The organism is Polyangium spumosum (assembly GCF_009649845.1).
In the GTDB taxonomy this organism is placed as follows: domain Bacteria; phylum Myxococcota_A; class Polyangia; order Polyangiales; family Polyangiaceae; genus Polyangium; species Polyangium spumosum.
The window spans coordinates 773,486-794,601 of the sequence record NZ_WJIE01000006.1; the positions used below are offsets into that span (position 1 = coordinate 773,486).

The window sequence follows — 21,116 nt, forward strand, 5'->3', positions numbered from 1 at the left end:
CGCCCCCCCCACCTTCGCCGCCGGATCCAGGGGCGCGGGGAGCGCACAGCGGAAAAAGCTAGGGCTTTTTCTTCATCCCGGGCAGGTAGGCCTTCTCGGGGGCCTGCTCGAGGAACTCGATCTTCTCGGCCGTCATGATCCCGTACTTCGGGTTCGCGGCGGCGCCCGAGCTCGCCTTCGTGAAGGTGACCGAGTAGGTGCCCGTCACCTTGACCTTCGCCCCGATGTTGGGGATCGGGTTCGGCAGATCCGCGCCCCAGAACTCGTCGGCGAGCTTCGCCTCGCCTTCCTTGCCCTTCGGCTGCTTGTCGATCGCCTCGATCAGCGTGAAGACCTGCGCGAAGTTCGACGCCCAGCCCATCACGTCGATCATGTCCGCCGTCTCGCCCTTCTCGTCCGCGATCGCGAAGGTCGGGATCGGCGCCTTGCAGTCCGGCGGATCACCCTTGCCCGTCTTGTGGATCGCGCAGGCCGGCGCGTCGGCGTAGTTCGTCTTGACGACGTAGCCGACGATGGAGACCTGCTTGCCGTTGACGTCCTCGAAGTGCACGCGGCTGCGGAGATCGTGCGTGATGCCCCAGACCGTGTACGCGCCGTCGGACGTCTTCTTCTGCTTCTGCGGGAGCGTCGGCACCGCGGGCATCGAGGCCTTCTTGCCGCTCACCGCGGGCTTTGCCTTGTACGGCTCCTCCGACGGTCCGCAGCCGAGCACGGCCGAGCCTGTGACGGAGGCGAGGGCGAAAACGAGTGCATGTCGGACGTTCATGAGTCTCTCCGGGCCGCTCGAGGGTACGCCCTCGGGCACAGGCTGCCTCCCTGGGCAGGGGGATTGGGCTGAAAAGGGCTAACACGACGGTGCACGGGGCGTAAAGAGAAACGCCGAAGGAGGGGGCTGGGCGCCCGAACGCCTCTCATAATGAGGCGCCTCGGCGGGCCGGCGGGCCCGTCCAAACCCGAGGTCGTCGTCGAGCGTCGCCCGGGCCACGAAGGTAGGGTAGTCTCCACGCACCATGCGCGAGACGAAGCTGCGCGCCCCGTTCGAGACCTCGCGGGTGCTCGTCATGATCCTGGCGGGTGGGGAGGGCCGGAGGCTCGGCCCTCTCACCTCCGACCGCGCCAAGCCGGCCGTCCCGTTCGGCGGTCGTTACAGGATCATCGACATCGTCCTCTCGAACTTCGTCAACTCGGGGCTGCACAAGATCAAGATCCTCACGCAGTACAAGAGCGCGTCGCTCGACGAGCACATCGCGCGGGCCTGGCGCCTCTCGCCGATGCTCGACAACTTCATCGAGACGATCCCGGCGCAGCAGCGCACCGGCAAGAGCTGGTTCAAGGGCTCGGCCGACGCCGTCTTCCAGACGCAGCACGTCATCACGGACGAGTCGCCCACGCACGTCTGCATCTTCGGCGGCGATCACGTCTACAAGATGGACATGCGCCAGATGCTCGACGCGCACCTCGAGAGGAACGCCGAGGTCACCGTCGCGGCCATCCCCGTCCCGCGCAAGGAGGCCACGCAGTTCGGCGTGATCGAGGCCGACGCGCAGGGCCGGCTCATCGCCTTCCACGAGAAGGTCCCCGACCCGCCGCCGATGCCCGGCCACCCGGACCTCGCCCTCGCCTCGATGGGCAACTACATCTTCAACACGGGCAGCCTGCTCGAGTCGCTCGGGGAGGACGCGAAGAACGAGCAGAGCGCGCACGACTTCGGCCGCGACATCATCCCGTACATGGTCCGGAACGGGAAACGCGCGTTCGTCTACGACTTCCAGACGAACCGCGTGCCCGGCGAGGACGAGGGCTCGAACGCGTACTGGCGCGACATCGGCACGATCGACGCCTACTGGGCCGCGCAGATGGACCTCATCAGCGTCCAGCCCGCCTTCAACCTCTACAACCAGCGCTGGCCGATCCGCACCGCGATGAGCCACGATCCGCCGGCGAAGTTCGTCTTCCGCGACGAGTGGAACGCGCGCGTCGGCATCGCGACCGAGAGCCTCGTCTCGCTCGGCTGCATCATCTCCGGCGGCCGGATCCACAGGAGCGTCCTTTCGAACCGCTGCCGCGTGAACTCCTTCAGCCACGTGGAGGAGAGCGTGCTCTTCGAGAACGTGGTGATCGGCCGGCACGCCAAGATCCGCCGCGCGATCATCGACAAGGACGTCGAGGTCCCGCCCGGCGCCGAGATCGGCTACAACCTCGAGGAAGACAAGAAGCGCTGGTACGTGAGCGAGGGCGGCATCGTCGTCATCCCCAAGCGCGCGAAGATCGGCTGAGCGGGAGCGATGGGTCGAACGGTCGTGGTCGGCGACCTGCACGGATGCAGGGACGAACTCGAAGATTTGCTCGGCCACGTCGGGTTCGGCGCGGGCGACCGGCTGATCTCGGTCGGCGACCTCGTGGTGCGTGGCCCCGATCCCGCGGGCACGATCGATCTGCTCCGCAAGCACCACGCGCGCGTGGTCCGCGGCAACCACGAGGATCGGCTGCTCCGGTATCGGCAAGCGCCTCCGGGCACCGCGCCGCAGCTCGGGAGCCTGCAGCGCGAGGTCGTGCGGGCACTGCGTCGCCGGCACTGGGACTTCCTCGGCTCGCTGCCGCTCTGGATCGATCTGCCCGAGCATGACCTCCGCGTCGTGCACGCGGGCGTCGATCCCGCGCTGCCCATCGAGCGTCAGAGCCCGCGCACGCTCATGTACGTGCGTTCGATCGGCCTGAGCGGCGCGCCCGAGGAGCGGCGCGGGCCGATCCTCTGGGGCGAGCAGTACGTGGGGCCGCCGCACCTCGTCTTCGGGCACAACGCCCTCGAGCGCCCGCAGATCCACCCGTACGCGACCGGCATCGACACGGGCTGCGTGTACGGCGGACGCCTCACGGCGATGGTGCTGCGCGCGGGTGAACACCCGCCTCCGCCCGAGGATCGGATGAGCGTCCTCGTGAGCGTGCCGGCGCGAAGGACCTACTACCCGCGCTGAGGGAGCCGCAATCCGGCTCTCGCCAAGGGCGCGCGTTTGGGGCTACCCTCACGGGTCATGCGCTCCGTCTGGCCTCGCCTCGCCGCGACGCTCGCCCTCACGGCCGCCTGCCATTCTGCGTTCGTCGTCGCGACGCCCTCGCTCGTGTACGCGCAGGCTGCCGCCAAGGGCGCCAAGGCCACGGTCACCTCGCTCATCCAGCGCGGCAGCGCGCTCTTCGACGACGCCGAGTACGAAGAGTCGATCCAGACGCTCTCCGCGGCGCTGCTTCGGCCCGGCACGAGCAAGCAGGAGAAGATCGAGATCTACCGCCTGCTCGCCTACAACTACATCGTCCTCAAGCGCATGGACGAGGCCGACGCCGCCGTGCGAGGCCTGCTCGTGCTCGACGAGACGTACAGCTTGCCGCCGACCGAGTCGCCGCGCTTCAAGGACTTCTTCAAGGCGACGCGCGAGAAGTGGGAGTCGGAGGGCAAGCCGGGCCGCGAGGCGCAGAACTCGCCCGTGGCCGAGAAGCCGATCCGCATCATGCACACGTCGCCCGCGCAGGTCCCGCCGGGCACGCTCATCAAGCTCTCGGGTCGGGTCGAGGATCCGGACGGGCGCGTGCGCGCCATGCAGCTCGCGTATCGCACGGGCGCGGACGGCAAGTTCGTCCTCGTCCCGGCGAGCTTCACGCTCGGCGAGTTCCGCGCGCAGATCCCGAGCGCCGCGGTCAAGCCCCCGCTCGTCGAGTACTACCTGCAGGCGATCGACAAGGGCGGCCTGCCGCTCACCTCGCGCGGCGACGCGGCGACGCCGCTGCGTATCGCCGTGCCCGCGGCGCAGAAGGGCGGCGTCTTGTCGAGCCCGTGGTTCTGGGTGCCCGTCGGCCTCGCGGTCGTGGGCGGCGGCGTGGCCGCGACGTACTTCCTCCTCAACCAGAGGACCTCGACCGTCACGATCCGCGTGACGGAGTAGCCGCGACGACCGATTCGCGCCAAACCTCCGCCGACATGACCGAGCCTGTTTATCCGTTCGTCGCCGTCGACGTCCCCCGCGATCAAGCCGAAGAGCTCGGCGCGTTGCTCTTCGAACTCGGCGCCATGGGCGTCGAGGAGCGCGACGAGCAGACGCTCGCGAAGGGCGCGGGCGAAGGCAAGGTGACCCTCGTCGCGAGCTTCTCCACGCGCGAGGAGGCCGATCAGGCGATCACCTCCCTCACCGAGGAGGACGCCTCGCTCGCGCCGCGTATCGAGGAGATCGTCGGCGACGCCTGGCGCGACGCCTGGAAGCAACACTTCGAGCCCTTCCCGTTCACGCCCGACGTGGTCGTCGTGCCGCCGTGGGTCAGTTACGAGAAGAAGCGCGCGGACGAGCACGTGCTCGAGCTCGAGCCGGGCCGCGCCTTCGGCACGGGCCTGCACGCGACGACCTCGCTCGTCGCCGAGATGCTCCACGATCGCAAGAGCTCGCTCGCCGGCATGCGTGTCCTCGACGTCGGCACGGGCAGCGGCATCCTCGCGCTCGTCGCGCTGATCTACGGCGCCGCGAGCGCGCTCGCGATCGACAACGACCCCGAGGTGATCGACGTCGTGCGCGAGAACGCCGAGCGCAACGGCCTCGCCGATCGTGTCGTCGTCCGCGAGCAGACGATCGAGTCGGTGACCGAGACCTTCCCCGTCGTGCTCGCGAACATCGAGACCCGCGTGCTCCGTCCGATCGCGGAAGACCTGGCGCGCACGGTCTCTCCTTCCGGCCTCTTGATCCTCTCCGGCATCCTCGCGGCCGAGCACGACGAGATCGTCGCGCGTTACACCTCGCTCGCGCGTCCCTTGCGCCACCTCGAGACCCGTCGCCGCGGCGATGGCACCGGCGACGACTGGGTCGCGATCACGTTCGCGGCGTCATGAGGGGCCCGCTGCGTGTCCCCGTCGCCCGCGTCGAGGCGGGCGCTTCGATCCTCGACGAGGACGCCTCTCGTTACGTCGCGCGTGTGCATCGCAAGCGCCTAGGCGATCGCGTGGTGCTCTTCGATCCCGACCGCGCGATCGAGGCCGACGCCGAGATCACGGCGATCGATCGCGCCAGCGTCTCCGTCCTCGTCGAGGCTCCGCGCGTGGCCACGTTCCTCCCGGCACGCCGCGTGACGCTCCTCCAGGCCACGTGCAAGAGCGACAAGTTCGACGCCATCGTGCGTGACGCGACCGAGCTCGGCGCGAGCCGCGTGGTCCCGGTCGTCGCCGAGCGATCCGTGGGTCGCCCCGCGGACGGCCGGGCCGCGCGGTGGCGCAGGATCGCGGTCGAGGCGGCGCGGCAATGTGGCCGCGGTGATGCGCCTGCGATCTCGTCGCCGATGGAGCTCGCGGAGGCCGTGCAGCTCTTCGCGGCGGGCGAGGGCGTCTCCGGCTTTTGCCTGGATCCCATGGCCGACGCGCCGCTCGGCCCGGCGCTCCGCCGCCTCGCCCCGGAGGTCGAGCTCGCCTTCGTCGTGGGCCCCGAGGGGGGCTTGTCCCCGGCCGAGATCGAGGCGTGCACCTCGGCCGGCCTCGCGCGTGTCTCGCTCGGCCCGCTCACGCTCCGCGCCGAGACGGTGTGCGCGGCGGTGCTCGGCGCCGTGCTGATGCTCTCGCGATAACGCCCCGCGCCGCGGACGAACCCGGGCGGGACAAACCCGGACTTGACAAACCCGGGCGTCCGGCGTCACCTTTCCGCGTGTCCTTCCTCGACGACGTGCGTCGCTCTCTCGACCGGCCGGAGGGCTCCTCGTGGGCGCTCTCCGGCCTCGGCGCGCATCGAAAGACGCTGCTCGACGCGCTCGAGGCCCTCGAGGCGCGCGGCGAGCCCGAGGAGAAGATCGAGCGGCTGCACGACGTCTGGTCCGACAAGCTCGGGGCGTTCGTCCAGGAAATGCAGCGGTTGCTGGAGGGCGGCCTCGCGTTTGGCGCGAGCACCGAGGAGATCCACGCGCTCGTCGACGTCGCGCTCCGCCGCCGGCTTGGTTTGTCCGACACGGCCGGCTCTCGCGTCCGGGATCGCGAGATCGATCGCCTCTCCAGCGAGGTCCTCTTTTCCATTCAGCGGCCCGAGCGCGCCCCGAGCCTCTGGCCCGAGCGGTATGCCTTCGAGTTGCGGGCATTGCGGCGCGCCGAGGGCGAGACGCTGCTCACGCCCATTGGCCGGCTCGTCCTCGGCCTCCCCGAGCGGGACGCCGTCCGGTGGCTGCTCGCCGTCGAGGTCGCGTTATCACGCGGGCCCTCGGATCCCTGGCGCATTTCTCGTTCTGCGGCGGCGCGCCTCGTCGAGAGCAAGCGGCTCCGCGTCTTCTGGTACGGCAGCGAGACCTGGCCAGCGCACCCGCAATCGCTCGATCGCCTCGCCGCGCTTGGCCTGCTTTCGTTCGAGGACGAGGCCGAGGAGGCGCTCACCACCTACGAGCTCACCGAGAATGGCGCCGAGCTGCTCGCCGAGGTCGCCTCGGGGGAGACGCCCATGGTCCTGCTCGCCGGCGCGCTCATCCAGGACGAGACGGCCGCCGTCCTCGGCCGCATTCGCGCCGCCACGGCATTGATCCAGCGCGAGAGCGCGGCGTTCGCCATGACCCGGCACGCGCGCATGGTCGCGCACGAGATTCGTAATGCCCTCGTCCCCGTGCGTGAGGCCATCGACGACCTCTTCGCGGCATTACAACACGAAGGCCGCGGGCGGCTCGTGGATCGCCACGGCGCCACCATCACGGGCGGCGTCGACCGCATCTTCCGGTTCATGACCGAGATGGCCCAGGTCGTCGAGCGCGCGGGCCCTCCGCCCGAGCCCTTCGACGTCGCGGCGGCCATCGAGGACGCGCTCGCCGCGCTCGCCGAGGAGCTCGGCCGCGTGGCCCATTTCGATCGCCCTCGATATCTGCCGCCCGTCCGGGGCCGGCGCGACCGGTTCGTCCTGGCCATCGTCGATTTGCTCCGCAATGCCGCGCGCGCCCGCGATGACCGGCCCGCGACGATCCGCGTCTCGGCCGGGCTCGACGGGGACGGCGCGATCGTGGTCACCGTCGACGATGATGGCCCCGGGGTCCCGCCCGAGTATCGAAGGGCGATCTTCGCGCCGGGGTTCTCCCTTCGGCCGGGCGGGACGGGGCAGGGGCTCGCGCTCGTGCGGGAGGTCGCGCGGGCGGAGCTCGGGGGCGAGGCCCATTGCGAGGAGAGCCCGCTCGGCGGGGCTCGATTCGTGCTCCGCCTGCCCGCCGACGCCGGAAGGAGCGCCGCGTGAGACCGATGGGCCGCATCTTGATCATCGACGACGACCCGAGCTTTCTGCAGCTCTATCGGGCGCGGCTCGGCAGCGAGGGGTATCTCGTGGAGACCGCGGACGAGGTGGAAAAGGCGCTCGCGCGGCTCGACCAGGGCGGCTGGGACGTCGTGCTCGTCGATCAGAAGCTCGACGGCAAGGCGGGCCCGGACACCGGCCTCGACCTCGTCTCCGAGGTCTCGCGCCGCGCGCCGCTCGCGAAGACCATCCTCGTCACGGGGTATGCCACCGAGGCCGCGGTGACGCGCGCCTTCCAGGACGGCGCCTACGATTACCTCGAAAAGGGCCCGATCTTCCGCGTCCTCTTGCTGGCGAAACTACGCAATGCGCTCGAGGCCGTGCGGGCGCACCATTTTGGCGAGCTCTCCTCGGACGAGGCCGAGGCGGCCATTCGTGACACCTGGGCCGCGGCCGAGAGCGAGACGGACCCGAACCGCAAGGGCAAGCTGCTCGAGGACCTCATGGTCCTCGTCTTCAAGACGATCCCCGGCTTTCGCCACGCCTCGGCCCGGCGCCGCAACGAGGACGAGGAGATCGACCTCGTCATTCGCAACGAGTCCACCGATCCTTTCTGGGTGAACGAGCGCACCTCGTACATCCTCGCCGAATGCAAGAACTGGACGCGGCCCGTGGGCGCCACGGAGATCCGCAGCTTCTTGTGGAAGCTCTCGCGCAAGTTCAATCGCTCGCGCCTCGGCCTCTTCATCGCGCCGGGCGGCTTCTCCGCGCCGCTCCGCAGCGATCTGCACGGCGAGCGCCGGGACGATTACCTCGTCCTGCTCATCGGCAAGGCCGACCTGCGCGAGCTCGTCCTCGCGCCGGACCGGAATGCATTCATGAAGAAGCTGCACGAGCGGGCCGTGCTCGAGTTGCACGGCGAGGCGCGCTGACGGCCTCTCAGCGCTTGCGCGCGCCGAAGAGGCTCCGCAGGGCCTCGGCCAGGGTCGGGTAGGTGCGGCGCGATTGCATGTCGACGCCGAGGTCCACCATCGTCTTCGCCACGCTCGGCCGGATGCCCGAGAGCAGCCCCGTCGCGCCCACGAGCTCCACGCTGCGCATCACGTTCGAGAGGTGCTGCGCCGCCTCTGCGTCGACCGTGTCCACGCCCGTCAGGTCCAGGATCACCGCGCTCGATTGCCGGCCCACGATCTCCGTGAGCAGCCGCTCGAGGAGCGCGCTCGCGCGGGATTGGTCGATCGCGCCGATCAAGGGCACGACGAGGACGCCCTGCCAGACCTCGATGACCGGGCTCGACAGCCCCACGATGGCCTGCTGCTGCGATTGAATGAGCGCGAGCTGCTCCTCGAGGCGCTGCTGCGCCTTCACGCGCTCGGTGATGTTCTCGGCGATGGAGAAGATGCGCACCACCCGCTCCCCGAAGGCGTCGCGCAGGGGGATGATGTTGTTGCGCCAGTACGTCGGGCCGATCGGAGCCTCGAAGGAGAACTGCTCGCCGGCGAAGGCGCGCCTCGTGAGCGTCGTGAAATCCGGCTGATCGGCGTAGAGCTCATAGAGGTTTTTCCCGACGAGCTCGCCCGGCTGGAGACCGAGATCCACGAGGCCATTGCCGATCGACAGCGTGCACGTGCCGTCCTCGTCCATCGCCCAGATCGCGACCTGCATCGTCCCGATCGCGCGGAGCAGAGCCCTGGCCTCGACGTTCTCCTCCGAAGGCTCGCTCGCGCCGAGGCGCGAGTGTATTTCCCCTGCCATGAGAGCGGATCTAACAGAAGTCTCGGACCGGCACAACCGCGGCGTCGCCGGGTCTCAGAGCGGGTGGATGGGCTCGCGCGCGGCGTTTCGGCCGGCGAGGAAGCCGAAGACGAGGGCGGGGCCGAGCGTGCCGCCGGCGCCCCAGTATCCGCGGCCGGCCGGGGAGGCAATACAATTGCCAGCGCCGAAGAGGCCCGGGATCGCCGACCCGTCGGGGCGGAGCACGCGCCCGTTCGTCCCCGTGATCGGGCCTCCGCAGGTGTCGAGCGTCCCGGCGCCGAGGATCACCGCGTAATAAGGCCCGGTCGTCGAAATCGGGTGCATCGTGCGGTTGCCCGTCACGCTGCGCGACGGCCCTTGCCAGGCATTCTCGAACGACGTCGCGCCGCGCTGGAAATCGAGGTCCACGCCCGCCTGGGCGAAGGCATTGAAGCGCGTGATCGTGTCCTCGAGGTTCGTCACGAAGCTCGGGTCGAGCGTCGCTGTGGGGACGACGGCGCTCGCGGCGAATCGCTGGCCCCGCAGCGCGTCGAGGCGCGCTTCGATCGCCGCGGCGAGCTCCGCGCGTGTATTCGCCTTGATGACGAACGGGGGCAAGCTCCCCGGCGCGGGCACGACGCCGCGCCACGGCCAGGGCGTCGGCTCTTGTGCCACCGCCTCGTCCCAGATCATGAACTGCACGAGGTTCGGCTCGTCGGTGCCGAGCGTCAGGAAATGGCTCTGCGCCCGGACGTGATAGGGCAATTTTTCATTGACGCAGCGACGGCCATATTTGTTGACCAGGATCGTGCTGTCGCCGTAGACACTGAAGGCGATCGCTCCGAGGTTCGTCACGTGACCGTCCTGCGCGGCGGCCTCCTCGACCGAGAGCTGGAAGTAGAAACCATTCGAGAGGTTGCCGATCGCGGCGCCGAGCTTCGAGGCGATGTCCAGAAAATCGCCCTTGCCCGTGGGGACGCTGCCCGTGCCGAAGAGCGGGCCTCGCTGCAATCCGAGCATCTTTCCGCGCGCGTGCGCGAAGCCACCCGTCGCGAACACCACGGCGCGCCGCGCCTTCGCTCGCTTGCGCGCGCCGTTGTGATCGATGTCCACCCCGACCACCTCGCCATTTTGCTTCTGGAGCACGTCCACGACCCGGTGGCCCGTGCGAATGGGCACGTTCCTCGCGTCGAGCCAGTCGATCATCGATTGCGTCAGGAGGAATCCGGGCCAGCCGACGAGCCCCGGCGGCGCATTGCCGAGCACGCGTCCATACGGCGATACGTTCTCGGGCAGGCCGGCGTGATAGTCCGGGTCCGAGATCGGGCTCGGCGAGAAGCCGAACCCCGGGTAGATGTAAGGATAGAGGGCGCCGAGCTGGGTGAGCTCGTCGATCACGTCGGAGCCGTTGTCGTAGAACGCCGTGAGGAGGTCGTATTCGCGCTTCGGCAGCCCGAGCCACGTCGCCGCGGGGTCGTAGAGCGACGGATAGGAGAGGCGCGCCATGAGCTTCAGCGCGTCGTCGCGGGGATCGGTGAGCCCCTGGGCCCGCATGAGCGAGTTGTTCGGGATCCAGAACGCGCCGCCCGATATCGAGGCCGTCCCCCCTGGCTGCGAGCCCGCCTCCAGCAGCAAGACCGATCGGCCCTCGTGAACGGCCGCCACGGCCGCCGCGAGCGCCGCGCCGCCAGCCCCGACGATTACCACGTCCGCATCATAGTGCCATGTCATGCAAGTGCTCCCTTTTCGAGGAACGGGTCAAGGATCCGGCTACCATTGACCAATCTAACCGAATCCGTCCCCTCGGTATGTGAAATGACGCCCGGAGAGCACGATTCCGTCCGCTTGGCCAATTTGTGCCAGGTGTGCGCGCCCGGGAGCGGCGGCGGCGCCAGGGGCTCTTCGGAGACCCTCGCAGAAAGCCGCGTCTCCCCGCCTGGAACGCCCCTTGCCGTGCTCGTGGTCGAGGTGCCCATGGCCAGGTCGAATCACGTCGGAAAAATCTTGCGTCACGTCCTCGCTCTGTCGATCGCGCCCGCCGCCGTCGCCTGTGGAATCGACACCAGCGGCTTCGAGCCCCTCGTTTGCGGGCCGGCCGACGGAACTCGTTATCTGTCGGACCTGCGTCCGTCCGAGGAGCTCGATTACATGGAGCTCGTGGACATCGGCGAGGGAGGGATCGGCGAGCGGCGCCCGATCGACTCCTTCGGGGAGAAGTGTGGCTCCGCGACCGACGCGGCCGCATGCGAGGCCGCGATCGACGCCGCCTCGTCCATGCAAGGCTTCCGGCTCGGCGACTGCGTCGATTTCTGTCCGCGCCACGTCCTCGTCACGAACGCCGCCGACGCGGTCGACGTCCTCGATACGAAAGAGGCCGTGCTCGCCTTGATCCGGCCCATCGATTCAGAAGGCGAAGCCGTGCTCGCGGCCTCGCTCGCGGGGTATCGCATTCCCTGCAACGACTCGGACGAGGGCGGCGTCCGGGCCGCGAGCTCGGGCTTCGAGGTCCTCGGCACGAAATACACCGCGGTCTGCGACCCGATCGAGCGCACCCTCTACCGCCTCGCCGTCGACGCGGACGGCAACGTCACGGAGGTCGAATCCGCCGTCATCGAGTCGGAGGCCGGCGCTTGTATCGGCCGGCGCCCCGCGGGGCTCGCGCGCCGCAAGGCCCGCGGCTCGACCCGCGTCGGCGCTTATCTCGCGAGCGTCGCTCACCTCGAAGCGGCGAGCGTGGACGCCTTCGGGGCTCTCGCCGCGGAGCTCTCGCACCACGGCGCCCCGCGCGCGCTCGTCGAGCGCGCCGAAATCGCGCGGCGCGACGAGGTCCGGCACGCGCGGGTGATGCGCAGGCTCGCCTCCCGTCACGGCGGTCGATTCCGCGCCCCCTCGGTGGCGAAACAAGCGTCGCGGTCGCTCGAGGCGATTGCGCTCGACAATGCGGTCGAGGGCTGCGTGCGCGAGACCTTCGGCGCGCTCGTCGGGATGTGGCAGGCGCGCGCCGCGAAGGATCCCGCCGTCCGCCGCGCCATGCGCCGGATCGCGCTCGACGAGGCCCGGCATGCCTCGCTCGCGTGGGCCATCGACGAATGGATTCGCCCGCGGCTCGACGCGGCGGCGCGGGCGCGTATCGAGGCCGCGCGCCTCGCGACGCTCGACGCCGTCGCTGCCGAGGCCCGCGCCGGGAATGCCCCCGAGCTCGTGACGACCCTTGGCTTGCCCGACGGAGCCGCGGGCGAGCGGCTCGCTCGGCATTTCAAGGATGCCGTCCTCGCGCTCTCGGCGTGAAGTGATGACCGATGGGCTCGCGGGGGCGCTTCGCGGGCTTAGATTTCCTGGGCAGGCGCGGCATCCCTCCGCGTTTGCCCAGGAGGTCACCATGCAACGAATTGCCAGGACGCTCGGCGCCGCCATCGTCGCGGGCGGGTGCGCCTCCCTCCCCGCGGCGGCCCAGCACGATATCGGCGGACGGATGGATTTCCTGCCGGCCGCCCGGGAGGTCAATCGTGTCGCCGAGCCCCCGGCTGGAAAGACGGTGGTGATCGCGGGCGCGACGCTCTTCGACGGGCGAGGCGCGCCGCCCGTGCGAGACGCGGTGGTGGTCGTCCGGGGCGGGCGTATCCTCGCCGTCGGCCCGCGCGACTCCGTGGAAATACCTGCCGGCGCGGAGATCGTCGATGCGGCGGGACAATCCGTCTTGCCAGGCCTCGTCGACGCGCATTTTCACCTCGACGGCGACATCCCCCTGCCGGCGCTTTTCCTTCGGCGCGGCGTGACCTCGCTGCGCGATCCGGGCGCCTGGATCGAGGGTTACGACCCGGTGCGCGCCTCGGCCGCCCCGATTCCGCGCCTCTTTCTGACGGGGCCGCACCTCGACGCGCCGCCGCCCGCCCATCCGAGCGAGGCGCTGCTCGTCCTTGATCCCGCCGAGGCGCGCGTCGCGGTGCATCGCCTCGCGGATCGGGGCGCGTCGGCCATCAAGATTTATTATCGACTGCCGCTCGGCACGATCCGGGCCGTCAACGAGGCCGCTCACGAGCGGGGCCTCATCACCATGGCGCACCTCGAAATCGTGGACGCGGCCGACGCCGTGCGCGCCGGGACCGACGGCATCGAGCACGTCACCTCGTTCGGGACGGCGATCGCCGCGCCTCGAGAGGCCGAGGCGTTCCGGCAGGCCGTCCTCGCGGACAACGCCGCCCGCGGCCCGGGTCGTTATGCGCTCTGGAGCGACGTCGATCTCGATTCTCCGCGCGTGAAGGCGGTCCTCGACCTGCTCGCGTCCGAGGGTACGTTCTTCACGCCCACGCTCGCCGTCTACGAGCGGCGCCCGGGCGATCCCGGCACGAGCGAGGTCGAGGCCCGGGCGTTCTCGAAGATGCTCGCCTTCGTGGGTCGCGCGCGCGGCGCCGGCGTGCGTATCGCGGTCGGCTCCCATTCCGCGGTGCCACACGCCGAGCGCGGAGATGCATACTTCCGCGAAATGGAGCTCTTGCACGAGGCGGGCCTCCCTCGCGGCGAGGTCATCGCGGCCGCCACCCTGGAGACCGCGAGGTTTTTGCGGATCCAGGATCGGCTGGGCAGCCTCGAGCCTGGCAAGATCGCCGATTTGATCCTCGTCGGCGGCGACCCCGGGGAGGGCCTCTCCGCCCTGCGCGACGTCCGCCGGGTCATGCTGAACGGGGTGTGGGTCGCGCCGCGTTGAGCCCGGTCGCCGCTCGCGCTGCGAGGCCTTCGCCTCGCTCTCGACTTCGTGTACAATCCCCCGCATGCGCGGCGCCATCCTCTTCAACGGCAATGCGGAGTCCGACGAATGGCTCGTCCGGGCCGCGGCCCCCTTCCTCGCGACGTCCCGCCACAAGGACCCGGCCGTCGCCGCGGCGCGGCGCACCCTGCTCGTCACGGCGGGCTGGGCCGAGCACGAGTACGACGAGGGGCACGTCAAGCGCGCCCTCAACGCCGCGGGGTTCCCCTCGGCCTTCGAGCACGGCTTCGATCGCGCCCACGAGAACCTCTCGCTGCTCAATGAGCTCGACGGCGTCCTCGCCGAGGCCCCCGAGCTCGCCGAGGCCTTCCGCGAGCTGCGCCGCGCCGAGGCCACCGCGCGCAGGTTTTACCTCGAGCACAACGCCCACACGATCGACCTCTTCCGTCGCACGCTGCGCGAGGCCAAAGCCGAGGCGCCCGATACCGACCTCCAGAGCTTGCTCGCCGACATGACGCACCCCACGGGCCCGCGCGCGCTCGCCCGCCACGCCCTCGCGCGTGAGCTCCGGCGCGCCTTCCACACGCTCGAATCGAACGACGACCACCTCTTCGAGCTCTTCGGCGATATCGAGCGCCGCGCCTTCGACGCCGCCGGCGCCCTCTATCACCCGGCGTTTCGCGCCGCCAAGGAGCGGCTCGAGGCGCGGATCCTCTCCGCCAGCAACATCTTCCTCTTCGGCGGCCGGCTCGATCTCCTGCTCGGCGCGCTCCGCTTCTTCCGCCTCCGCGACGTCTTCGTCGAGGCCCTGCGCCGCGGCGCTCAGATCGTCGCCGTCTCCGCGGGCGCCATGGTCCTCTGCGAGCGTGTCATCGTCTACGACGACTTCGCCGAGACCCCGCGCGATTTCCAGCTCTACGACCGCGGCCTCGGCATCGTGCAGGACCTCCAGGTCTTCCCGCATTGCATGGAGCGCATTCAAACGGACGACATCGACAACCTCGCCTACCTCGCGCGGAGGTTCCGCCATCACGCGTGTGTCGGCTTGAACCAGCGCTCGCTCCTTTTGCTCGACCTCGCGCCGCGCCGGGCCGTGAGCGTCGGCGTGGGCGACGGCGTCTACGTCTTCGGGCCCGACGGGAGGAAACGTTGCCGTCGGGCGGGTGAGGAGGTCCCGATCTCGTGAATGGCACGGACGTAGGAAAAAGCCGGGTCTTCGCTCTCCTCGGCCACTGGTTCACCGTCGCCCCGGTCGCGCGGCACACGCTCGCGCCGCGCCGCGTCTCCGCTTCGGTCCCCTTTCGATGGACGGTCCCGGACGCGAAATACGGGGAGGTCCGCCTCTCGGGCCGCCTGCACCACGCGCCCTCGGAGACCCTCCTCGTCGTCGTCCACGGGCTCGGGGGCGACGTCCGCAGCCATTACGTGCTCACGGCTGCCAGCGCCGCCGAGGCGGCCGGCCTCGCCAGCCTGCGCCTGAATTTGCGGGGCTCCGACCGCACGGGCGAGGACATCTACCACGCGGCCATCACCCAGGACCTCCACGCCGCCCTCGCGAGCGCGGAGCTCGCCCGTTATGCGAGGGTCCTCCTCCTCGGTTATTCGCTCGGCGGGCACATCGTCCTCCGCGCCGCGACGGAGAAGGGCCTCGACGCCCGCGTCCGCGCCGTCGCCGCGGTATGCCCCCCGCTCGACCTCTCCGTGGGCGCCCGCGCCATCGACGAGCCCGGGCGGCTCGTGTATCGGCGCCACGTCCTCGCGGCCATCAAGGAGATTTACGCCGAGGTCGCCGCGCGGAAGCCCGTCCCCTTGCCGATCGCCGAGGCGCGCCGCATCGCCACGATCCGCGACTGGGACGAGCACATCGTGGCGCCGCGCTTCGGTTTTCGTGGCGCGGACCATTATTATGGCGAGTCGAGCGTCGCGCCGCGCCTCACTGGAATCGAGGTCCCCTCACTCGTCGTGGCCGCCGAGCACGACCCCATGGTCCCGGCCGATACGCTCCGGCCCGTGCTCTCCGGCGCGCGCCCGCCGCTCGAGGTGCGCTGGATCGATCGCGGCGGGCACGTCGGTTTTCCGGCCCGCGTCGACCTCGGTTTTCCCGGGCCGGGCGGGCTCGAAGATCAGGTCGTCGCGTGGCTGCTCGGCCGCGCGGGCGGTTGAGCGCGGGCGCGGCGGCTCTTTACAGGCACGAGCCCGGCGAATCAATGCCGCAATCGAGACCGCACGGGCAGGGGTTTGAATTCTGGCACGGTTTGTTCTCACAGTCCTCGTCACGCCAGCACTGGGGATACACCGCCTTCAGCTTGCAACTGTACGCGACGCATACATGCTCCATCGGGCAATCCGTGTCCGTGAGGCAGCAGCCCGACGGCAACGTGCAGCTTTCCGAAATATGCGAGTCTGGGGGGCATTTCCACGTGCCTGAATGACACGTGGGGTCCTTCACGAGGGCGGGAGAGCAAAATTCCCAGCAGATCGGCGGTTCACTCCCCGCGCACGTATTGCTGCCGCCCGCGCCACTGCTGCTTGCGCTGCTGCTGCTGGCGCTGCTCCCGCCGCCCTTGCCGCCCTCCCCGCCACTTCCCCCCGCGCCGACCACGCCGCTGTTGTTCCCGGTGCCTCCTTCCCCTGCGCCGGCGCCCCCTTCGCCCCCGGTCCCCGGCGGTGGCTGGTAATCGCCGAGCGTGCAAGCGGCGAAGAACGAGCTGACGATCACGATCGAAACAAAGCCAAGTCGATGGTTCATGCCATCGATGGTATCACGGAATGGCGAACGACCAGAGCACCGTGATCGGCTTTCCCTCGAACGGCTGCACGTGCACCTGCCGGAACACCCGATCCACGCACGCCCCGACCTTCGTCCCCACGAATCGCTCGTCGAGCGAGACGGCCGAGACCGTCCCGCGCGGGTCGAGCACGAGCGCGACCTTGCCGTGGCCCTTCGGCTCGGCGTCGTCTTCGCGCTTGCACGAGGCCGCGAGCACCTTGGCGTGCCCGAGCTTCGAATAGGCCTCCCCGCGCACCACCGACGGCGCCACGGGCCCATCGCTCCGCGGCGTCGCCGTCGGCAACGCCGTCACGGGGCCCGTGAGCCCGGGCTCCACGACGGGCGGCGGGATGCTCTCCGTCTCCCGGAGCAGGTCTTCGAGCGGCTCGGGCAGCTTGGCGTTGTCGCGCTCCTGCTGGACGATGTATTCGTCGAGCTGCCGCACCACGCTCGAATCGAGCGCCGTGGGCTCCTTCGGCGCCGAGGGCGCCGTCTTCGCCTGCAGCGCGAGTGATCCCTGCACGAGCTTCAGCGCCGTGAGCGCCGCCTTCGCCTCGGCCTCGCGCTTTTCGGCCTCCTTTTGCCCCGAGACGGCCCGCTCGCGGTCGGCCTGCGCCTTCGCCTCGCGCGCGAGCGCGAGCGCCGCCTCTGCCTTCGCCCGTGACGTATCCGCCTCGGCCTGCGCGCGCTTCGCCTCAAGGTCGACGTACACCGTCCCCGCCCCGAACGCCACGAGCCCCGCGAGGATGCCCGCCACGGCCACGAGGATCCGGCTCCGCTGCGCCGCCGCGACGCTGGCCGTGTAAAACCGTTTCGCCGCGCCCTCCAATCGGATTCCCCGGATCCGCAGGATCTCCTCGAGCAAGAGCAGCCGGCGCCTCCGCCAGAGGAGCTCCGGGTCGAGCTCTTCATCCCAGACCTTCGCGGCGTCCTCGAAATCCTGGATGACGAGCCGCTCCTCCCGCTCGCTCGCGACCCAGTCCCGGAGCCTCCCCCAGTGCACGAGCAGCGCCTCGTGCGCGAGCGTCACGAGCTCGACCTCGCCGTCCTTGCGCCGCTCCGTCTCGCGCAGGACGAGCCGCGCCTCCGAGAACACCTGCACGACCGCGCGCGCGGCGGGCCCGAACTCGCGCACGAGATCGCCGATCGGCCGCGTCATGCGGGCCCCCTCCGGCGTCGTGAGCGAGAGCAAGACGCGCTGCACCACCCGCTCCGTCCCGGCCTCCTTCACCGCGCGATCCAGGGTCTCGTTCGCGTGCCGCGAGAGCGCCCCCGAGAACTCGATCGCGCGCAAGGACGAGCGCGTGATGAGCCTCTTCTCGCGAGCGCGGCTCCGCCAGAGCTCGCGCAGCGCGAACTCGACGAGCGGCATCGAGCCCGCCGTCGTCTCCAGCGCCTCGAGCAGCTCCTTGCGCAGCCGCGGATCCTCGAACGTGTAGCCGTAGCTCTCGAACGCCGCGTCGATGACCTCGCCCCACGCGGCCGATCCGAGCGGCGAGACGAGCACCGCGCCGCGCGTGATCACGCGGCCCACCTGCTCGTGCGCGAGGATCGGATCGAGCAAGTCGCGCCGCGCCGTCACCACGACGCGTAGCCCCGGCCAGGGCCGCTCGCCGAGCCGCGCGAGCAGGTCGAGCGTCCACGTCTGGCTCTTGCCGCCAGGCCCTTGCGCGAGCGTCGCGATCTCCTCGAGCTGATCGACGAGCAGCACGAGCCCGCGCTTGCTCTGCGCGAGCCACGCCTCGACCCGCGCGGCCGCCTCCTCCGGCGAGCGCTTCGGATCGATGCCCATGTGGAAGAGCGCGGTCGTGAGCACCTGCCGCGGATCGGTGCCCGGCGAGATCAGCACCGTCTCCCACTGCCGCGGACCGCCGAGCGCGCCCTCCGCGATCGCGGGCAAGATGCCGGCCCGCGCGAGGCTCGATTTGCCGCTCCCGCTCGGCCCGAGCAGCGCCGCGAGGCCCCGCGTGCGCAAGACCTCGAGCGCCGCCGCGACCTCGACCCTGCGGCCGAAGAACACGTCGCGATGCTCCTTCTCGAACCGCTCGAGCCCACGAAACGGCCCGTCTTCCTCGGGCGGCAGCGCGCGGCTCCGACCCACGAGCGCGCTGCGGATGCGCTCGAGCTCGATCGCCACGATCTCGGCCGATCTCGGCCGCTCCTCCGGCTCGGGCGCGAGCAACGTGTCGACGAGATCCCCGAGCGCGGCCGGGATCTCCGCCACCACCTCGGCCACGCGTGGCGGCCGCCTTCGCCCGTGGAGCACGTCCTCGTCGAGCGAGCCCCGGCCTGCCGCGGGCGTGCGACCGACGAGGCACACGAAGAGCACGGCGCCGAGCGCATACAGATCACTCGCGCTCGTCGCGGGCGAGAGGTCGCGCCAGCAGACGGGATCGACGAACCCGCGCTTGCCCCCGATCGCCTCGAGCGGCGAACGAAACCCCCGATCACTCGGGCGATCGGGCGGCGTGCCCGGCACGCTCGGGATCTTCGATCGCACCGGGGGGATGGACTCTCCCGGCGTGGCCGTGGGTGACGCCGCCGAGATGCCGAAATCGATCAGCTTGTAGGCCGCGGGCGTGCCGAGCAGGGCCACGTCGACGACCACGTTCGCGGGGGAGATGTCGCGGTGCACGAGCCCGGCGCCGTGCACCGCCACGAGCGCGGAGGCGATCGCGATGCCGGCGTCGATCGTCTCGCGCACCGAGAGCGTCTGCTTGTCGCGCAGCCGTTCGCCGAGCGACTCGCCTGCGACGTACTCCATCGCGAGCCCGATCACGCCTCGCGCCTCGTCGACGGGGAGCTGGTAGAAGCGCACGACGTTCGGGTGCTCGACGCGACAGAGCCGCGCCGCCTCGTCGATGATCGCCTGCCTGCCCGCCTCGCCGCCTGCGTCGAGCGCGAAGAGCTTCACGGCCGAGAGCCTGAGCTTCGTCGTGCCCGCCGTCTCCTCGGCCAGCCAGACCGGCGCGAACCCACCGCGGCCGAGCTGCCTGACGAGCCAGAACGCCCCGATGTGCCGCTCGGCGTCGGGGAGGTCGGTCAGCCGGCGTACAGCTTCGGGCAGGGCGCTCGACATGCGAGGAAGGACATTCTCGCGAGGCCGGGGGAGGCTGTCAAATGGAGCGCGCGGCGGCGCTGAATCAGGCCTCTGTCTACGGGCGGCGGCGGATGAGGCCCTCGATCACGTCCACCCGATCGGCCGCGAGGACGAGCATCCAGTGGCTCGTGTGATGGTCGGGAATGGCATACGCAATGAGGCGCAGCTTGCCGGCGAGGCCTCGCGGCGGGAGGGCCGTGCTGAAGACGGGCGTCATCCGGGTCTTCTCCGGGCGCGTCCGCGCCGCGTCTTCGAGCGGCTGCTGCGCGGGCGTGTTTCCCATCGGATGCGGGCTGGTCTCGCGTGGCACGCCGGGCCTGTCCTCCGGCCCGAGATCGGCGCCCCAGAAGGGCAGGTCGTTTGATCGATGGTTCATCTTGCCCATGGTCCCCTCCCTCCTGAAAGCTCACTTGGCCCCGGGTGGAATCAGCGCCACCTTGAGGACCCCGTCCGCGCGGGCATTGAAGATGCGATACATCTCGGCGGTCTCCTCGAGCGGCACGTGATGGGTGATGAGCGCCTTCGGGTCGATGCGCCCCTCTCGGATGTGCTCGACGAGGCGGGGCATGTAGCGCTTGACGTCGCATTGCCCGGCCTTGATCGTCAGGCCCTTGTTCATCGCCGAGCCCATGTCCACGAGGTTCCACGGCGGGCCGTAGACGCCGATGATCGAGACCCTCCCGCCGCGCCGCGCCGCCTGGATCGACCAGTTGAGCGCGATGGGCGAGCCGGCCTGGACGCGGAGCATCTTGCCGAGGACGCCGTGCAGGAGCGACCCTTTTGCTTCGAGGCCGACCGCCTCGATGCATACGTCCGGACCACGCCCGTCGGTCATCTCGAGCAGGCGCGAGACGACGTCGGGGTGCTCCTTGAAATCGACGATCTCGACCCGGTTGTATTTCTGGGCGAACGCGAGGCGGTAATCGATGGAATCGATGGCGATGACCCTCTTCGCGCCCATGAGCCAGGCGCACCTTTGGGCGAAGAGCCCGACGGGCCCGCAGCCGAAGACGGCCACCGTGTCTTCGGGCGTGATGTCGCCCATCTCCGCGGCCTGGTATCCGGTGGGGAGGATATCGGAGAGAAACAGCACGTCCTCGTCGGAGAGGTCGTCCGGGATCTTCATCGGCCCCACGTCGGCGAAGGGGACCCGTACGAGCTCCGCCTGTCCGCCCTGGTAACCGCCGGTCGTATGCGAATACCCGAACACGCCGCCGACGACCTTCGTGAGCGGGTTCGTGTTTTCGCAGATCGAGGTCCGCTCGCGCTGACAGAAAAAACACGCGCCGCAGGCGATGTTGAAGGGCACGACCACGCGGTCGCCGCGCGCGAGGCTCGCGACCGAGGGCCCGACCTCCTCGACGACGCCGGTGAACTCGTGGCCGAAGATCGTGCCGACGCGCGTATCGGGCACGTAACCATTGTACAGGTGCAGGTCGGACCCGCAGATCGTCGCCCGCGTCACCCGCAGGACGACGTCGTTCGGATGCTCGATCCGCGGCTCGGGATTTTCCTCGACGAAGACCCGCTTCGGCCCGTGGTACGTGAGTGCCAGCATGACGCGAACCCCCTCCCGGGGTTCACGAATGC

17 protein-coding genes are annotated in these 21,116 nt (G+C 70.1%); 11 read left to right on the forward strand and 6 right to left on the reverse strand.

From position 1 onward, the window contains the following. Positions 1-58 precede the first annotated feature (58 nt). Entirely contained in the window at positions 59-766 is a 708-nt protein-coding gene (locus GF068_RS24095; RefSeq protein WP_153821762.1) for a hypothetical protein, read from the reverse strand. A gap of 244 nt (positions 767-1,010) precedes the next feature. Here GF068_RS24095 and glgC point away from each other — a divergent pair, with 244 nt between their 5' ends. The 7 genes from glgC to GF068_RS24130 all read left to right on the forward strand — a co-directional run bounded on the left by glgC (position 1,011) and on the right by GF068_RS24130 (position 8,149). Then, positions 1,011-2,276, forward strand: a complete 1,266-nt coding sequence (gene glgC, locus GF068_RS24100; protein WP_153821763.1) for a glucose-1-phosphate adenylyltransferase — start codon at positions 1,011-1,013, stop codon at positions 2,274-2,276. 9 nt (positions 2,277-2,285) lie between these two features. After that, complete coding sequence (locus GF068_RS24105; RefSeq protein ID WP_153821764.1) at positions 2,286-2,975, forward strand: metallophosphoesterase; 690 nt, start codon at positions 2,286-2,288, stop codon at positions 2,973-2,975. Positions 2,976-3,032: 57 nt separating this feature from the next. Then, entirely contained in the window at positions 3,033-3,935 is a 903-nt protein-coding gene (locus tag GF068_RS24110) for a hypothetical protein (RefSeq protein WP_153821765.1), read from the forward strand. 35 nt (positions 3,936-3,970) lie between these two features. Further along, entirely contained in the window at positions 3,971-4,867 is an 897-nt protein-coding gene (locus tag GF068_RS24115; RefSeq protein ID WP_153821766.1) for a 50S ribosomal protein L11 methyltransferase, read from the forward strand. After that, entirely contained in the window at positions 4,864-5,592 is a 729-nt protein-coding gene (locus GF068_RS24120; protein ID WP_153821767.1) for an RsmE family RNA methyltransferase, read from the forward strand. The genes GF068_RS24115 and GF068_RS24120 overlap by 4 nt, the downstream gene beginning before the upstream one ends. Positions 5,593-5,687: 95 nt before the next feature. Next, positions 5,688-7,220, forward strand: coding sequence for an ATP-binding protein (locus GF068_RS47135; protein WP_170319638.1), 1,533 nt, complete (start codon positions 5,688-5,690; stop codon positions 7,218-7,220). A 5-nt stretch (positions 7,221-7,225) separates the two neighbouring features. After that, positions 7,226-8,149: a response regulator gene (locus GF068_RS24130; protein ID WP_153821844.1), complete on the forward strand. Its 924-nt coding sequence runs from the start codon at positions 7,226-7,228 to the stop codon at positions 8,147-8,149. A gap of 7 nt (positions 8,150-8,156) precedes the next feature. Here GF068_RS24130 and GF068_RS24135 read toward each other — a convergent pair whose 3' ends face one another. Then, entirely contained in the window at positions 8,157-8,972 is an 816-nt protein-coding gene (locus GF068_RS24135; protein WP_153821769.1) for an STAS domain-containing protein, read from the reverse strand. A 54-nt stretch (positions 8,973-9,026) separates the two neighbouring features. After that, positions 9,027-10,658 (reverse strand): FAD-binding protein, encoded by a 1,632-nt coding sequence (locus tag GF068_RS24140; protein WP_338046546.1) that lies wholly within the window; start codon positions 10,656-10,658, stop codon positions 9,027-9,029. 267 nt (positions 10,659-10,925) lie between these two features. On the opposite strand from GF068_RS24140, the gene GF068_RS24145 reads away from it, so the two are divergent. The 4 genes from GF068_RS24145 to GF068_RS24160 all read left to right on the forward strand — a co-directional run bounded on the left by GF068_RS24145 (position 10,926) and on the right by GF068_RS24160 (position 15,819). After that, entirely contained in the window at positions 10,926-12,239 is a 1,314-nt protein-coding gene (locus GF068_RS24145) for a ferritin-like domain-containing protein (protein WP_153821771.1), read from the forward strand. A gap of 91 nt (positions 12,240-12,330) precedes the next feature. After that, on the forward strand, positions 12,331-13,656 hold the full coding sequence (locus GF068_RS24150; protein WP_240807240.1) for an amidohydrolase family protein: 1,326 nt from the start codon (positions 12,331-12,333) through the stop codon (positions 13,654-13,656). A 64-nt stretch (positions 13,657-13,720) separates the two neighbouring features. Continuing rightward, the gene (locus GF068_RS24155; RefSeq protein WP_153821772.1) at positions 13,721-14,842 is read left to right on the forward strand and encodes a Type 1 glutamine amidotransferase-like domain-containing protein; all 1,122 of its coding nucleotides are present in this window, start codon (positions 13,721-13,723) and stop codon (positions 14,840-14,842) included. Further along, positions 14,839-15,819, forward strand: coding sequence for an alpha/beta fold hydrolase (locus GF068_RS24160; RefSeq protein ID WP_338046547.1), 981 nt, complete (start codon positions 14,839-14,841; stop codon positions 15,817-15,819). The genes GF068_RS24155 and GF068_RS24160 overlap by 4 nt, the downstream gene beginning before the upstream one ends. Positions 15,820-16,418: 599 nt before the next feature. Here GF068_RS24160 and GF068_RS24165 read toward each other — a convergent pair. From GF068_RS24165 to GF068_RS24175, 3 genes are all read right to left on the reverse strand, one after another. Then, positions 16,419-19,505, reverse strand: a complete 3,087-nt coding sequence (locus tag GF068_RS24165) for an nSTAND1 domain-containing NTPase (RefSeq protein ID WP_153821773.1) — start codon at positions 19,503-19,505, stop codon at positions 16,419-16,421. Between the two features lie 76 nt (positions 19,506-19,581). Beyond that, positions 19,582-19,911, reverse strand: a complete 330-nt coding sequence (locus GF068_RS24170) for a hypothetical protein (protein WP_153821774.1) — start codon at positions 19,909-19,911, stop codon at positions 19,582-19,584. A 21-nt stretch (positions 19,912-19,932) separates the two neighbouring features. Next, positions 19,933-21,084, reverse strand: a complete 1,152-nt coding sequence (locus tag GF068_RS24175; protein WP_153821775.1) for a zinc-dependent alcohol dehydrogenase — start codon at positions 21,082-21,084, stop codon at positions 19,933-19,935. Between the last annotated feature and the right edge of the window lie 32 nt (positions 21,085-21,116).

Bases quoted from the DNA above. Each gene is read 5' to 3' on its own strand.
- GF068_RS24095 (WP_153821762.1), bottom strand. From the start codon at position 766: ATGAACGTCCGACATGCACTCGTTTTCGCCCTCGCCTCCGTCACAGGC.
- glgC (WP_153821763.1), top strand. From the start codon at position 1,011: ATGCGCGAGACGAAGCTGCGCGCCCCGTTCGAGACCTCGCGGGTGCTC.
- GF068_RS24105 (WP_153821764.1), top strand. From the start codon at position 2,286: ATGGGTCGAACGGTCGTGGTCGGCGACCTGCACGGATGCAGGGACGAA.
- GF068_RS24110 (WP_153821765.1), top strand. From the start codon at position 3,033: ATGCGCTCCGTCTGGCCTCGCCTCGCCGCGACGCTCGCCCTCACGGCC.
- GF068_RS24115 (WP_153821766.1), top strand. From the start codon at position 3,971: ATGACCGAGCCTGTTTATCCGTTCGTCGCCGTCGACGTCCCCCGCGAT.
- GF068_RS24120 (WP_153821767.1), top strand. From the start codon at position 4,864: ATGAGGGGCCCGCTGCGTGTCCCCGTCGCCCGCGTCGAGGCGGGCGCT.
- GF068_RS24130 (WP_153821844.1), top strand. From the start codon at position 7,226: ATGGGCCGCATCTTGATCATCGACGACGACCCGAGCTTTCTGCAGCTC.
- GF068_RS24135 (WP_153821769.1), bottom strand. From the start codon at position 8,972: ATGGCAGGGGAAATACACTCGCGCCTCGGCGCGAGCGAGCCTTCGGAG.
- GF068_RS24145 (WP_153821771.1), top strand. From the start codon at position 10,926: ATGGCCAGGTCGAATCACGTCGGAAAAATCTTGCGTCACGTCCTCGCT.
- GF068_RS24150 (WP_240807240.1), top strand. From the start codon at position 12,331: ATGCAACGAATTGCCAGGACGCTCGGCGCCGCCATCGTCGCGGGCGGG.
- GF068_RS24155 (WP_153821772.1), top strand. From the start codon at position 13,721: ATGCGCGGCGCCATCCTCTTCAACGGCAATGCGGAGTCCGACGAATGG.
- GF068_RS24165 (WP_153821773.1), bottom strand. From the start codon at position 19,505: ATGTCGAGCGCCCTGCCCGAAGCTGTACGCCGGCTGACCGACCTCCCC.
- GF068_RS24170 (WP_153821774.1), bottom strand. From the start codon at position 19,911: ATGGGCAAGATGAACCATCGATCAAACGACCTGCCCTTCTGGGGCGCC.
- GF068_RS24175 (WP_153821775.1), bottom strand. From the start codon at position 21,084: ATGCTGGCACTCACGTACCACGGGCCGAAGCGGGTCTTCGTCGAGGAA.